Origin of the sequence: Streptomyces sp. CB02980 (assembly GCF_014451325.2) — a bacterium.
Taxonomy (GTDB): domain Bacteria; phylum Actinomycetota; class Actinomycetes; order Streptomycetales; family Streptomycetaceae; genus Streptomyces.
In genome coordinates, this window is record NZ_JACSCH020000018.1 from 113,373 (window position 1) to 127,048 (window position 13,676).

Here is a 13,676-nt window from a genome sequence, read left to right on the forward strand (position 1 = left end):
ACGGCTCTCACGGCGCGGTGATCACAAGCGCCGCGTTGTGGCCGCCGAACCCCACCGACGTGGACACGGCGAGCCGCAGCCGGGCCGTGCGCGCCGTCGTCGGGACGTCGAGGTCGATGCCCTCGCCCGGCTCCGCGAAATTGGCCGTCGGAGGCACCGTGCCCTCCTCGATCGACAGCACCGTGAGCACCGCCTCCACGGCGCCCGCCGCACCCAGCAGATGCCCGGTCACGCCCTTCGTCGACGTCACCGGCGGCCGGTGCGGCAGCAGCTCCGCCAGGACCGCCGCCTCCACCGCGTCCCCGCGCGGCGTCCCCGTCCCGTGCGCGTTGACCAGGTCGACGTCCCCGGGCGAAGCCCCCGCCTCGGCGAGCGCGCCCCGCACCGCGGCCGTCAGACCCGAACCGTCCGGCCGGGGCGCCACCACATGGTGCGCGTCGGACGTCGCCCCGTAACCGCTGATCAGCGCCCTGGACCGGGCCCCCCGCGCCGCCGCGTCCGCCGGCCGCTCCAGGACCAGGAACCCCGCGCCCTCCGCCATCACGAAGCCCGACCGGTCCACGTCGAACGGCCGGAGCCCGCCCGCCGGGTCGTCGAAGCGGCGGGACAGCGCCCGGAGCCGGTCGAAGCCCGCGATGTAGAACGGGCTCAAGGAGGCCTCCGCCCCGCCCACCAGGACGAGGTCGCAGCGCCCCAGGGCCAGCAGGTCGAGCGCCACACCGATCGCCGACGCCCCCGCCGCACACGCGGTGGTCACCGCCAGCGACGGGCCCCGGACGCCGAACTCCACCGCCAGCTGAGCCGCCACCGCGTTCGGCAGCGCGCCCGGCACCGCGAACGCCGACATGTCCCCGGGACCCTCCGTCCGGAGCGCCTCCCGCTGCGCCTCGTACGTGAGGACCCCGCCGGCCCCGATCCCGGCGACCACCCCGACCCGCGCCCCGTCCCAGCCGCCCGGGTCGAGACCGGCGTCGGCGAGCGCCTCCCGCGCCGCGCACAGCGCGAGCGCCGCACTGCGGTCGGGCCGCCGCGCCACCGCCGCCCGCCCGAGACCCCCGGGAGGCTCGGGCGCCCGGCAGGCCAGGTAGGTGAGACCGTCCCGCTCCTCCCGTACGGAGGTGGGCTTCCCCACACGTACGGTCTCCCAGGTCGTCGCCCGGTCCGCGCCCGCCGGCGTGAACAGCCCGACCCCCGTGACGGCCGCCCCGCGGCCGGGGCCCGGTCCGCCGCCGCGCATCAGACCGTCCCCGCGTGGACGGCGACCAGGCGCTCGATCGCGGCGACGGTGGGCGCCGCGTACAGCTCCTCCTCCGGCACCGGGACACCCCGCTCCTTGCGCAGGACCAACGCCAGCTCGGTCAGCAGGAGCGAGTCGAGACCGGCCTCCTCGCGGCTCGCCTCCGGAGTGACGTCCTCCGGGTCGAGACCCAGCGAGACCAGCAGGTTCTTCAGTTCGTCGAAGGTCATCGGGCTTCCTTGCAGGTCGGAGTGGGGGCGAGGCGGGGGATGCGCGAGGCGGCCGCGCGCGCGTGGTTCAGGCCGAGCAGTACGCACACGTCCGTCAGGAGCGGTACGTGATAGGCGAGCGGCCTCGGCCCGGCCTGGTCCGGACGGGAGACGAAGCTCCCGTCGGGGCGCTGCCGTTCGAGCAGATGGCGCACCGCGCGCTCCGTCGCGCCCACGGCGGACGGCACGGCCGGCGTCCGGGCCACGGCGATCAGCGCGTACGCGGTGCTGATCGGATCGCTCGGATCGGACGGCACATGACCCCAGCCGCCGTCCTGGTTCTGGGTGTCGACCAGCCGGGCCACCGCCCGCGACCGGGCCCGCGCGACCTCGGTCCCCGCCGGGTGGCCGGGAGCCACGGCGTGGAACGCGTCGTACGCGAGGACCGTACGGAACAGGGCGTTGCTCTCGTTGAGACTCCAGCTGCGCTCGAAGGGCCCCGCGGTCTCCTGCCGGGCCGCCATGAACCGGACGGCGGCCTCCACGACGGGCCGGTGGGCCGGATTCGGGGCGAGCGCGTTCACCGCCGCCGCCGTTATCGCCACCTCGGAGGCCGTGCCGGACTCGAAGGTCGGGAAACCGTCGTCCTCGCCCCGCCGGGCCAGCAGATACCGCTCGCCGGCCGCCACCTCGTCGCCGCGCTCCGGGGCCGTCGCACGCAGGAAATCCACGCAGTACGAGGTGTCGTCGACGTCGCTCTGGGCGACCCCGCGGTCGAAACCCCAGCCACCGTCGGGATTCTGGCGTTCCGTCAGAGCCGCCGCGAGGGCCCGCAGGGTGTACCTGGGGGCCCCCGCCCCGGCCAGGGCGAGGCCGCCGGTCGCCGTCGCGAACACGTCCATGCCGGTGATGAACGGCAGCCCGCCGTCCTCGCGGAGCAGCCCGCGCAGCTCCGCCGCCCGCGCACCCACGGCCGCCGCGTACCGGGGCCGGTGCCGGAGTGCGAGCAGGGCGAGGATCCGGGCGAGATGGTTGCCGTACGGGGGCGGGCCGGGCAGCGAGCAGGGCGCGAGCGCGCGCCAGTCGTCCTCGGTGACGAGCCGGGGCACGCCGGTGCCGAAGGCGTACAGGACCTTCAGGGCGGCCATCTCCGTGACCAGCCAGCGCTGTTGGCCACGCGCCTCGAAGACGCGTCCGGGGGAGGGGAGGGCGGGGAACGGATGGGCGCCGAGCTCCGCGAGCACCGTCTGGAACATCAGTCTCTTGCGCCCTGCGGTGAAGTGGTCGAAGCCGCCGAGCAGCCTGGTCAGCGCGGCCGGCCCGTCCACGTACTCGCCGAGCGCCGCGCGGGCCGCGGCCTCCTGCACGGGGTCGGGGGCGCCCTCGTCCACGGCGGTCTTCAGCCGCCGCATGAGCCGTTCCTGGGCGTCCGGATCGACTCCGGTCACCGTGAGCAGCCGCAGCGCGAGGGCGGACTCCAGGATCCGGCTGTCGCAGGGCGCGCGGAGCAGCCCGTCCGCCCCGGCGGCCGCCACCAGGCGGGTGGCGAGCCGGGCCCGGGCCCGGTCGAGCCGGCCGGTCACGGACGGAACGCCCGGCGGGGGGCCGGGCGCGGGGCCCGGGACGGCGAGCGAGGCACCGGTCAGGGGCGGCGCGCAGTACGTCATGGTGGGGGTGTCCTTCGTCGGTGTCGGTGAGAGGGAGGGGCGGCCGTCGGGCGGGGCGGCTCCGGGCGGGGCGGCGGTCGGACCGGGCGGCGTGGGAGGGGGCAGCGCGCGACGGGGGCCGCGGTCAGAGGGGGAAGAGCCGCCGTACGGCCTCCGCGCCCGCCGGGACCAGCGGGGTGTAGCCGCCCGTCATGACCGCGAGCGGTGCGACGAAGCCGCACCAGGCGATCTCCCGGGGATCGGGGCGGGGCGCGCGGTCCGCCACCCAGCGGTGGACGGCGAGGAAGCAGTCGCCGTGCGGATCGTCGACGCGGATCCGGTACGCCTCGGTGAGGCCGGCCACCGTCGACCAGCCCAGCTCCTCCCGGAGCTCCCGGAGGGCAGCCTCGTGGTACTCCTCGCCGGTCCGCACCGCACCGCCCACCAGGACGTCGTAGTGGTCCGGGTAGGCCGGGGCCGTGGTGGTCCGCCGGTAGAGGAGGACCCGGCCGGCGCGGTCGGTGCAGACGGTGGCCGCGTACCGGCGGAGGAGTCCGGCCGGCTGGCCCTCCGCCCGGCCGCCCTGGGCGACGACCCGGTCGCCGGGATCGACGTAGTCGACCCGCTCGGACGGCTGCGCGTTCACGAACGCTCGCGGACGCGCGCGTGCAGCGGGCCCGCCGGGCGCAGGTTGATGCCGAAGACGGCCTCCCCGGCCGGTGCGGTCGTCTCGACGGTGAACCGCGCGAGCAGCGCGCCGAGCAGCGACTCCATCTCCCGCATCGCGAACCGGGTGCCCAGGCAGGCGCGCGGGCCGATGCCGAACGGGAGGTACGCGCCCGGCGGCAGCGGCGCCCGGGCGGGGAAGCGGTCCGGGGCGAACGTCTCGGGCTCCGGCCAGACGTCCGGGTCGCGATGGGTGAGGTACGGGCAGACGAGGAGGTCCGTACCGGCGGGGATGCGCCAGCCGTCGACGAACTCGTCGGCCGGGCTGTGGCGGGGCAGCAGCCAGCCCGTCGGGTAGAGCCGCAGAGTCTCGGAGAGCACCGCCTCGACGGCCGCCGAACCACCGGCGGCCGCGTCGCCCGCCGCCCGCTCCATGAGCGCGGGATGCCGGTCGAGCAGTACGAAAGCCCAGGTCAGCGTGCGCGCGCTGCTCTCGTACCCGGCGACGAGCAGCGTCACGAGCTCGTCCCGGATCAGCCGGTCCGTGTACGCCGGGTCCGTCTCGGCGGCGTCGAGCAGCCGGTGCAGCACGCTCGGTCCTCCGGCGCCCCCGCGGTGCCGGGTCCGCGCCTCGGCCAGGGCCCGCAGCACCCGGTCGTCCAGGGCGGCGAGCGCGGCCCCCACCTCCGGCGGGAGGGCGGCGGCACCGCCCACGTCGGCGGGGAGCGCGGCCACGATGTCCTGCACGGCCGCCAGGTCGACGTACGTCTCGTGGTCGAGGGGATGGTCGGTCAGCGAGCGCCAGATCGTGTCGACGGTGAAGAACTGCACGTCCTCGGCGATGTCCGTCGGCTCGCCCCGACGGGCCCGGTCGGCCCAGCGGTCGACGACGGAGGCCGTCGCACCGGTGATGTGGTGCTCCCAGCGCTGGATGCCACGACCGGTGAACATCGCCTGGAGCAGCCGCCGTTGGGACCGCCAGGCCTCGCCCGTGGCGGACAGCATCCCGTCCCCGAGCAGGGGTTTCGCCCGGTGCGAGCGTTTGACGAAACGGTCGCCGCCGACCCCGAGGACCTGGTGCACATGCCTCGGCTCGGTGATGAGGACCGCCGCGCGGCCGCCCCGGCGGAAGCCGGTGAGCCGGCCCGGTGTGTGCGCCCGGCGCAGCAGGTCGATCAGCGGGGCTCCGGAGGCGGTCCAGGCCGTCACGGTGCCGTCGTCGAGGAAGTCGGGGAGCATGCCATCCGTCACGCATTGCGATTGCATGATGACGTATCGTAGCGCCCTGTGCGATCTTCAGATCCAGTTCGATCTTCCGGCTCCCTGCCCCTCTCGGTGCTCGACCGGCTCTCCCTCGACGTGGCGGCGCTGCACACGGCGGACTCCGCGCTGCACCTCGGCGGCCTGGTCGTCCTCGACGGCGAACCACCCTCCCGGGCCCGTCTGTCGGACCATCTGAGACGCCGCCTCGACCGGCTCCCGGAGCTCCGCCACCGGCTGGCGGGGAGCGCCGGGCGCCCGCGCTGGGAGCCGGACCACCGGTTCGAACCCGACCGTCACCTGTACGAGCTAACCGGCTCCACGGACCTGTCGGCGGTCGCCGCCGAGTTGCTGCGGCAACCCCTGCCGCGGGACCGCCCCTTGTGGGGGCTCTGGCTCGTCCACCGGGCGGGCGGCGGATACGGGCTCTGCTACCGGGCCCATCACGCCTTCCAGGACGGGGCCGCCGCCGTCGCCACCCTGGAACTCCTCCTCGGCCCCGAGGAGTTGCCGCGCCCCCGGGCTCTCGCCTTCCGGCCGCCCCGGCCCGTGGCCTGGGCGGCCGTACTGCCCGAGTTCCGGCCGCCGCGCCGGAACACCTGGTGGTCCGCCCTCGGCACCCCGCCCTCCCAGGCGTACGCCGCCGGGTTCGCCGACATCGACACGGCCAGGCTCCACGCCCTCGGGCGACGGGTCGGGGCCACCGTCCCGCAGTTGTGCCTGGCCCTGACGGCCGAGGCACTGCGCGCCTGGCACCCGCACGACTGGCACCCCGGCGGCCCGGGGCACGGCCGGGGGCTCCGCACCAACCTCGGCATCGGCGTCCGCGACCCCGGCGACCCCCGCCCCCTCCTCGGCAACAGGGTGGCCGTCGCCGGGATCGACCTCCCCTGCGGCGAGCCCGACCCGGCCCGGCGGCTCGACCTCATCGGCCGGGCCCTCGACCCCGCACGGCTCGGCCGCCTCGCGGACGCGCACCGGGTGATCCTGCGGAAACTTCCGTACCGGGTCGGAAGGCTGGCGCTCGCGCGGAGCGTCGACGCCCGCAGCACGCCGCTGAGCGTCGCCGACCTGAGGGTACGGCGCCCCCTGGGCTTCGACGGCGCCCCCGCCACCGGGGTGTACGCACTGCCGGTCATGGTCCCGGGCCAGCCCCTTTTCGTCGCCTGGACCGTCCACCGGCGCCGCCTCCACGTCACCTTCCTCACCGACACCGCGCTCGCGGGCGCCGAGCGGCTGCCGGGGGCCTGGCTGGCGGCACTTGAGGGGTACGAGGCGGCGTCGGAGGCACCACGCGAGCCGCTCGCCGCGCGGTAGGCGCGGCGAGCGGCTCGTGGCAGGCGCCGGGGGATCGGTCAGGAGCGGGGGACCTTGCGGAGCAGGGTCAGGACCACGGCCGCCGTCACCAGGGCGAACACCGCGCTCAGGGCCGAGGCCGAGTGGAGGGCCGTCGTGAAGGCCTCCCGGGCCTGCTCCCGCAGCCCCTCGTCCGGCAGGGCAAGGGCCGCGCCCACGCTCTCGTGGGCCGCGGCGGGCGCGTCCGCCGGGATGCCGCCCCGGTAGACGGCGACCGCCACACTGCCGGTGACCGCGATGCCCAGGGCGAGCCCCAGGTCGTAGGCCGTCTGGCCGGTCGCGGCCGCCGCGCCCGCCTTCTCGGCCGGGGCGGTGCCGACCGCGAGGGCCGTTCCCAGGACGCTGATCGGGGCCGCGCCGAACATGATGACCGCGAGGCCGAGGGCGGCCACGGTCACCCCTTCGGCCAGGGCGATCACCGCGTACCCGGCCAGCGAGATCAGGAGCCCGCCGGCGAGGACGTACGCCGGGCGGATCCTCCGCGCCACGAAGGGGGTCAGCTGCGAGCCGGCGATCAGCCCCGCCGCTCCGGGCAGCAGCCACAGTCCGGCGTCGAGCGGCGGCAGTCCGGCGACCGCCTGGAGGTACTGCGGGACCAGGTACTCGACGCCGTTGAGCGCGGTCATGCCCAGGAGCAGCGTGAGCAGGGCGCCGGTGAAGGCCCGGTTCTTGAACAGCCGCAGGTCGAGGAGCGGGGACTCCAGACGGTGCTGGCGGCGGACGAAGAGGGTCGTGAAGGTCAGTCCCAGGGCGAAGGCGATGCCCGCCTCGGCCGTCGGGCCGTGCGCGGCGAGGGACTTGACGCCGTACACCAGCGGCAGGACCGCGAGGAGGAAGAGCAGCACGCTCGCCGGGTCGAGACGCCCGGGGTTCGGGTCGCGGTACTCGGGGAGCAGCAGCGGCGCCGTGACCAGCGCGATCAGCATGACCGGCAGGCCCATCAGGAAGACCGAGCCCCACCACCAGGAGTCGAGCAGTACGCCGCCGATCACCGGTCCGATCGCGAGCCCGACCGAGAGGGCGGTCACCCACATCGCGATGGCGGTGGCCCGCTGCCGGGCGTCCGCGAACATGTGGCTGATCAGGGCGAGCGTGGAGGGGAGGACCGCCGCCCCGGCGATGCCGAGGAGGGCGCGGGCCGCGATCAGCGTCCCGGCGTTCGGGGCGTACGCGGCGAGGACGGAGGCGAGCAGGAAGCCGGCCGATCCGGCCATCAGGAGCTTGCGGCGGCCGAGCCGGTCACCGAGCGTTCCCATGATCACGAGGGTGGCGGCGGTGAGGAAGCCGTAGATGTCGGTGATCCAGAGCAACTGGGCGCCGCTGGGCCGGAGATCGGCCGAGAGGTACGGGGTGGCGAGCCACAGCACACCGAGGTCGGCGGTCATCAGGGTGACGGGGAGGAGGAGGACGGCGAGGCCGAACCACTGGCGGGCTCCGGCCCGGGGCGGTGTCGCGGTGTTCTCCGCGAGGGTCGTGGTCATCGTGCCGGCTCCTCGTTCACGGTGTGCTCGGTGGCGGTGGCGGTGGCGGTGTGCTCGGTGGTGGCGGTCGCGATCGCGGTCGCGGCGGTGGTGGCGGTCGCGCCGAGAAGTTCCTCCGCCAGGGTCCGATCGGCCTCGTCCAGCAGTTCGGTGACCCGGGCCGCCCGCAACTCCGCAGGGATCCCCGAGAGTTCGGTGCCGTGCAGGACCCGGAGGGCGGCGTCCGGGAGTCCGCAGAACTCGGAGATGCCGGTCACCAGCATCAGACCGAGCGCGTCGGTCATGCCGAGCCGCTCGATCTCCTCGGGCGTCCCGCCCATCAGGGCCAGCCAGAGCAGCCTCTTCCCGGCCAGCCGGGGGCGGCTCCGGCCGTACGCGAAGCCGTAGTTCCAGACCCGGTCGATCCAGCCCTTGAGGATGGCCGGCGGGGTGAACCACCAGACCGGGAAGACGACCACGATGTCGTCGGCGGCCAGGATGCGGTCCATGTGGGCGTGGACCTCGGGGGAATAGGCCTTCTCGCGGTTCTCCCAGTCCGGCTCGTCCTCCGGGCGGAGCACCGGGTCGAACCCCTCGGCGTACAGGTCGAGTACGTCGACGGTGCCGCCCTCGTCCTTGAGGCGGGCGTGCAGCCTGGCGGCGACCTGGGCGGTGAGCGAGTCGGTACGGGGGTGGGCGAGGACGAGGAGCGTGTGAGCTGCCATGACCTGGGGTTCCTTCACATGGGTGGGGAGGGGCGTGGGCGCGTTCGGGGGGCGGGGCGGGCCTGGAGTGGTCGCGGGCCCGCCCTTGGGTGGCCGGCACCGGGGCCGTCAGAGGCCGAGGCCGGAGCCGCCGCTCGCGTCGATGTTCTGGCCGGTGACCCAGCGGGCGTCGTCGGAGGCGAGGAAGCCGACGACATCGGCCACGTCGCCCGGCTGCCCGACCCGGTTGAAGACCGAGAACCCGGCGGCGTGCGCCTTGGCGGCGGGGTCGGCCATCCACGGGTGGATGTCGGTCTCGATCGTGCCCGGCGAGACCGCGTTGACCGTGATGTCCCGGGAGCCGAGGGTCTGGGCCAGGGTCAGGGTCAGCACCTCGACGGCGCCCTTGGCGGCGGCGTACGAGGTCATGCCGGGGAAGGCGACCTTGGTGACTCCGGAGGAGATGTTGATGATCCTGCCGCCGTCGCGGAGCCGGTCGAGGCCCTTCTGGATGATGAAGAACGGCGCCTTGGCGTTGACCGCGAACACCCGGTCGTAGTCGGCCTCCTCGACCTCGTGGATCAGGCCGGGCCCGGCGATCCCGGCGTTGTTGACCAGGATGTCGAGACCGTGGTCGCCCTCGGTCTCCGCGTCGAAGGCCGCCCAGAGGGCGTCGGCGTCGCCGGGGACGCCCAGTTCGGTGCGGACGGCGAAGGCGGAGCCGCCGGCCGCCTCGATCGCGGCGACCGTCTCCTTCGCGGCCGTCTCGTTGCTGGCGTAGTGGACGCCGACCCGGGCGCCGTCCGCGCCGAGGCGGAGGGCGATCGCCCGGCCGATGCCGCGGCTGCCGCCGGTGACGAGGGCGGTCTTGCCGGCGAGGGGCTTGTTGCTGCTCATGTCCTGCTCCTTGGTGTTCCGTGTGTCGCTTCCTGCTGACAGGGATGACTCTGGCGGCCGGCTGTTCGGGAACGGCTCGGGTTCTGTTCGGGCCGGGTTCGGGTGGGGAGCGGGCCGGGTTCGGGTGCGGAGCGGGCCTGTTCGGGCCGGGCCCGTCCTGGACGAAGGGGGGCCGCGGGGGCCTGCTCGGACCGGCTCGGGCGGGTGATCGACGCCGGGTTACGGTGGCCGTATGCGATTCGCGGTGCTGGGGGAGACGGCCGTACGGACCGAGGACGGCACACCCGTCCGGGTCCCCGAGCTCAAGGTGCGGGCCCTGCTCGCCGCGCTCCTTGTCGACGCGGGCCGACCGGTCTCCGCGTTCCGGCTCGTCGACGACCTGTGGGGCGACGAGCCGCCCGGCAACCCGCTGCGGGCCCTCCAGGCCAAGGTCTCCCAGCTGCGCCGTGCCTTCGAGGAGGCCGAGCCCGGCGGGCGCGAGCTCGTCGTCACGCAGGCGCCCGGCTATCTCCTCGCTGTACCCGAAGGAGCCCTGGACGCCCATGAGTTCGCGCGGCTCGCCGCCCGGGCGCGGGAGACGGCGGACCCGCGCGACAGGGCCGTGCTGCTCGGCGAGGCGCTCGGCCTGTGGCGGGGCCCGGCGTTCGCCGAGTTCGCGGAGGAGCCGTTCGCGCGGGCCGCGGCCGACCGGCTGGAGGAGGAACGGCTCGTCGTCCGAGAGACACTGGCAGAGGCGCGCCTGGACTCCGGCGAACAGGACGTACTGGCCGGGGAGTTGGCGGAGCTCCTCGCCCTGCATCCGCTGCGCGAGCGGCTACGGGCGGTGCAGCTGCGGGCCCTCTACCGGGCGGGGCGGCAGAGCGAGGCGCTCGCCGGGTACGAGGAGCTGCGCACCCTCCTCGCCGACGAGCTCGGCCTCGACCCGAGCCCCGAACTGGCCGCGCTCCACGCGGCGATGCTGCGACAGGACGCCTCGCTCTCGGCGCCGGCGGCCGCGCCGTCCGCCGCGGTCCGTGCGACGCCACGGCCGACCGCGAGCGGGAGTCCCGTGCGGGGCAATCTGTTCAAGCCGCTCACCGGGATCGTCGGACGCGACGCGGCCGTGGCCGAGGTGCGGGAGCTGCTCACCGAGCGGCGGCTCGTCACGCTCACCGGGCCCGGCGGGGTCGGGAAGACCCGGCTCGCCGTGGAGGCGGCCGGGCGGGCGCGCGAGGAGTTCGCGGACGGGGTGTGGCTCGTCGAGTTCGCCGGCGCACGCGGGGAGCTCGCCGAGGTCGTCGCCGCCGCGCTCGAACTCCGCGACGACGGGGTGTGGGGGCTGCGGCCCGAGGGGGAGAGGGCGCTCACCACGGCCGAACGGCTGGCCGAGGTCCTGCGCGGCAGGCGCACGCTGCTCGTCCTCGACAACTGCGAACACGTCGTCGACGAGGCGGCCTCGCTCGCCGAGCTGCTGCTGCGCACCGCGCCCGGTCTGGTCGTCCTGACGACCAGCCAGGAGCCGCTCGCCCTCGCGGGCGAGACGCTGTGGGCGGTGGAGCCGCTCGACGGGGACGGCGCGGTGGAACTGTTCACGGCGCGGGCGGCGGCCTCGGCACCCGGGTTCGGGTCCGGCGCGGCCCTCGACCCCGCCACCCAGGAGGCGGTACGGGCCATCTGCCGTCGCCTCGACGGCATCCCCCTCGCCCTGGAACTGGCCGCCACCCGCGTCCGGGCCCTCGGGGTGCACGGGCTCCTGGCGCGGCTCGACGACCGCTTCCGCCTCCTCGACGCGGGGCTGCGCGGCGCGCCGGCCCGGCAGCAGACCCTGCGGGCGGTCATCGACTGGAGCTGGGAGCTGCTCGGCGAGCAGGAGCGAACGGTGCTGCGGCGCCTGGCCGTTCACGCGGAGGGCTGCACGCTGGGGGCGGCGGAGGAGGTGTGCGCGGACGGGGCGACGTCGGGAGACGCGGCATCCGGAGACGTGGCATCGGGAGACGCGGCATCCGGAGGCGCGGAATCGGGAGACGCGGCATCCGGAGGCACGGAATCGGGAGGTGCGGAATCGGGAGGTTCCGAAGAGGTGTCCGCCGGGGACGTCCTCGGACTGCTCGCCCGCCTCGTCGACCGCTCGCTCGTCGTGGCGGTCGACGGTCCGGACGGACCGCGCTACCGGCTCCTGGAGTCCGTCGCCGCGTACTGCCTCGAACGGCTTGAGGGCGCGGGCGAGACGGAGGCCGTACGGGACCGGCACCTGACCCACTACCTGCTGCTGGCCGAGGACGCCGAGCCCGCCCTGCGCGGCCCCGGCCAGCGCCGCCGGCTCGCCCACCTCGACGCCGAGACGTCGAACCTGCGGGCCGCCCTGGACCGGGCGCTCGCCGCGCCCGGCACCGGGCGGAACGCCGAGGCGGCGCTCCGGCTCGTCGACGCGCTCGCCTGGTACTGGGTCATGCGGGGCCGCCTCGGCGAGGCGCTCCGCTCGGCGACGGCGGCGCTGCGGGCGGTGCTCCCGGACCAGGAGGGCGCGGCGCGGCCCGAACAGGCCTCGCTCCGCGCCCGCGTGGAGGTCTGGCGCACGGGTCTGGCGATCATGGGCGGCGACGGCACGGACCGGCGGCAGCGGATCGCGAAGGCCCTCACGGCCCACGACGAGGCCGAGCCGCTCCGCCCCTCGGACCACGCGTGGGCGCGCTGGTTCCTCGCGCACGCGCTCTGCGGGACGGGCAGCCAGAGCGAGGGCGGCCGACTGACGGGGGAGGCGCTCGACGGGGCCCGGGCCCACGGGGACCGCTGGGTCGAGGCGGCGGCGCTCGCGGATCGCTCGGTGCAGCGGCTGCTCGGCGGCGACGTGGCGGGCGCGGAGGAGGACGCGGCCGGGTCGGACGCGCTGTTCGCGGAGGTCGGCGACGCGTGCTGCCGGCTGTGGTCGGTGTACCCGCTGGCGACGGTCGCCGAGATCCACGGGGAGTACGAGCGCGCGGACCGGCTCAAGCGGGCGGGCCTGGCGGCGGCGGAGGGCCTCGGCCTGACGACCGAGGTGCCGGACCTGCTGGCCGGGATCGGGCGTACGGCCCTGCTGAGAGGCGATCTGGCCGAGGCGCGGGCGTACCACGCGGCGGCGCGGGAGCGGGCGGTCGAGGTCGGGTTCCGGGCGGGCGAGATCAACGCGGTGCTCGGCCTCGGCCTGGGTGCCCGACGCGAGGGCCTGGTCGACGAGGCCGAGGCGCACATGAGGGAGGTCCTCGACTGGCACCGGGCGGTCGGCCTCGACTCGGCCAACGCGCTGATCCTGGCCGAGCTGGGCTTCTCGGCACTGGCGCGCGGCGACGCGGCGGGCGCGCTGAGACTCCAGGAGGAGGGCTACGGCACCGCCCTGACCTCCGGTGACCCGCGCGCGGTCGCGCTCGCCCTGGAGGGCCTGGCCTCGGCCCACGCGGGCGCGGGCCGGGCGAAGGGGGCCGCCCTCCTGCTCGGCACGGCATCGGCCCTCCGGGCCTCGACGGGCGCGCCCCTGCCCCCGGCGGAACGATCGGACGTCGACGCCACGGAGACGACGGCCCGCGCGACCCTGGGCCCGCAGTCCTACACGAGGACCTTCACCCACGGCACGACCCTGCCCCACGAACAGGCGGTGACGGAGGCGGGGCTGCCCGCGCAGGCCCCGGATCCGACGCTTGAACGCTTGACCAAAACGTAAGGATCAACTGCCCCTCCCACCCCTATACTCGCCCCATGTCCGAGTTCACTGTCCGGCGTGCCGTCGCCGACGATTCCAAGCGGCTCACCCGGCTGGTCAGGAGCTCCCGGGCCTATCGGGGGGACTACGCCACGATGGTCGAGGGGTACCAGGTCGGGGGTGCGTACATCGAGCACCATCCCGTGTTCGTCGCCGTCGACGCGAGCGACCGGGTGCTCGGGTTCTACGCGCTGCTCGTCGACGACGCCGAGCTCGACCTCGCCTTCGTCGCCGACAGCGCGCAGGGGCTCGGCATCGGGCGGCTGCTCATGGAGCACATGGCCGGGCAGGCCAGGGCCGCCGGGCTCACGTCCGTGCGGGTCGTCGCGCATCCGCCCGCCGAGGAGTTCTATCTGCGCACCGGCGCCGTCCGGACCGGGACCGTCCCGCCCACCGGTCACGTCCACTGGGAGCGTCCCGAGCTCCGTTACGACATCGCGTGACCGCCACCCGGCCGCGGTCGCAGCCCTCCGATTCCCAGCCCTCCCAGCCCTCCCAGCCCTCCCAGCCCTCCCAGTCCTCCGAG

The 13,676-nt window shown here is 75.5% G+C and carries 11 protein-coding genes; 3 read left to right on the forward strand and 8 right to left on the reverse strand.

The window, feature by feature from the left end:
• Nucleotides 1-7: 7 nt before the first annotated feature.
• The 5 genes from E0F75_RS31130 to E0F75_RS31150 form a co-directional block, all read right to left on the reverse strand.
• Nucleotides 8-1,237 carry a beta-ketoacyl-[acyl-carrier-protein] synthase family protein gene (locus E0F75_RS31130; RefSeq protein WP_229314293.1) on the reverse strand — a complete coding sequence of 410 codons (1,230 nt, stop codon included), beginning with the start codon at nt 1,235-1,237 and terminating at the stop codon, nt 8-10.
• A complete protein-coding gene (locus tag E0F75_RS31135; protein ID WP_229314294.1) occupies nt 1,237-1,467 on the reverse strand; it encodes an acyl carrier protein in 231 nt (76 codons plus the stop codon). The genes E0F75_RS31130 and E0F75_RS31135 overlap by 1 nt, the downstream gene beginning before the upstream one ends.
• The gene (locus E0F75_RS31140) at nt 1,464-3,113 is read right to left on the reverse strand and encodes a prenyltransferase/squalene oxidase repeat-containing protein (protein WP_229314295.1); all 1,650 of its coding nucleotides are present in this window, start codon (nt 3,111-3,113) and stop codon (nt 1,464-1,466) included. Before E0F75_RS31140 ends, E0F75_RS31135 begins: the two co-directional genes overlap by 4 nt.
• A 124-nt stretch (nt 3,114-3,237) precedes the next feature.
• Nucleotides 3,238-3,738, reverse strand: coding sequence for an NUDIX domain-containing protein (locus E0F75_RS31145; RefSeq protein ID WP_229314296.1), 501 nt, complete (start codon nt 3,736-3,738; stop codon nt 3,238-3,240).
• A complete protein-coding gene (locus E0F75_RS31150) occupies nt 3,735-5,024 on the reverse strand; it encodes a cytochrome P450 (RefSeq protein WP_229314297.1) in 1,290 nt (429 codons plus the stop codon). Before E0F75_RS31150 ends, E0F75_RS31145 begins: the two co-directional genes overlap by 4 nt.
• 21 nt (nt 5,025-5,045) lie before the next feature.
• On the opposite strand from E0F75_RS31150, the gene E0F75_RS31155 reads away from it, so the two are divergent.
• Nucleotides 5,046-6,335, forward strand: a complete 1,290-nt coding sequence (locus tag E0F75_RS31155) for a wax ester/triacylglycerol synthase domain-containing protein (protein ID WP_229314298.1) — start codon at nt 5,046-5,048, stop codon at nt 6,333-6,335.
• Between the two features lie 38 nt (nt 6,336-6,373).
• Here the strand turns inward: E0F75_RS31155 and E0F75_RS31160 are convergent, their stop codons facing one another.
• From E0F75_RS31160 to E0F75_RS31170, 3 genes are all read right to left on the reverse strand, one after another.
• Entirely contained in the window at nt 6,374-7,855 is a 1,482-nt protein-coding gene (locus E0F75_RS31160) for an MFS transporter (RefSeq protein ID WP_229314299.1), read from the reverse strand.
• On the reverse strand, nt 7,852-8,559 hold the full coding sequence (locus E0F75_RS31165; protein WP_229314300.1) for an NAD(P)H oxidoreductase: 708 nt from the start codon (nt 8,557-8,559) through the stop codon (nt 7,852-7,854). Before E0F75_RS31165 ends, E0F75_RS31160 begins: the two co-directional genes overlap by 4 nt.
• 108 nt (nt 8,560-8,667) lie before the next feature.
• A complete protein-coding gene (locus E0F75_RS31170; RefSeq protein ID WP_229314301.1) occupies nt 8,668-9,435 on the reverse strand; it encodes an SDR family oxidoreductase in 768 nt (255 codons plus the stop codon).
• Nucleotides 9,436-9,667: 232 nt separating this feature from the next.
• On the opposite strand from E0F75_RS31170, the gene E0F75_RS31175 reads away from it, so the two are divergent.
• Nucleotides 9,668-13,111, forward strand: a complete 3,444-nt coding sequence (locus E0F75_RS31175) for a BTAD domain-containing putative transcriptional regulator (protein ID WP_229314302.1) — start codon at nt 9,668-9,670, stop codon at nt 13,109-13,111.
• 35 nt (nt 13,112-13,146) lie between these two features.
• Nucleotides 13,147-13,593 (forward strand): GNAT family N-acetyltransferase, encoded by a 447-nt coding sequence (locus E0F75_RS31180; RefSeq protein WP_229314303.1) that lies wholly within the window; start codon nt 13,147-13,149, stop codon nt 13,591-13,593.
• The last annotated feature ends 83 nt before the right edge of the window (nt 13,594-13,676 follow it).

Coding starts and splice junctions, on each gene's coding strand:
- E0F75_RS31130 (WP_229314293.1), bottom strand. CDS start 1,237: ATGCGCGGCGGCGGACCGGGCCCCGGCCGCGGGGCGGCCGTCACGGGG.
- E0F75_RS31170 (WP_229314301.1), bottom strand. CDS start 9,435: ATGAGCAGCAACAAGCCCCTCGCCGGCAAGACCGCCCTCGTCACCGGC.
- E0F75_RS31135 (WP_229314294.1), bottom strand. CDS start 1,467: ATGACCTTCGACGAACTGAAGAACCTGCTGGTCTCGCTGGGTCTCGAC.
- E0F75_RS31180 (WP_229314303.1), top strand. CDS start 13,147: ATGTCCGAGTTCACTGTCCGGCGTGCCGTCGCCGACGATTCCAAGCGG.
- E0F75_RS31140 (WP_229314295.1), bottom strand. CDS start 3,113: ATGACGTACTGCGCGCCGCCCCTGACCGGTGCCTCGCTCGCCGTCCCG.
- E0F75_RS31160 (WP_229314299.1), bottom strand. CDS start 7,855: ATGACCACGACCCTCGCGGAGAACACCGCGACACCGCCCCGGGCCGGA.
- E0F75_RS31175 (WP_229314302.1), top strand. CDS start 9,668: ATGCGATTCGCGGTGCTGGGGGAGACGGCCGTACGGACCGAGGACGGC.
- E0F75_RS31150 (WP_229314297.1), bottom strand. CDS start 5,024: ATGCAATCGCAATGCGTGACGGATGGCATGCTCCCCGACTTCCTCGAC.
- E0F75_RS31165 (WP_229314300.1), bottom strand. CDS start 8,559: ATGGCAGCTCACACGCTCCTCGTCCTCGCCCACCCCCGTACCGACTCG.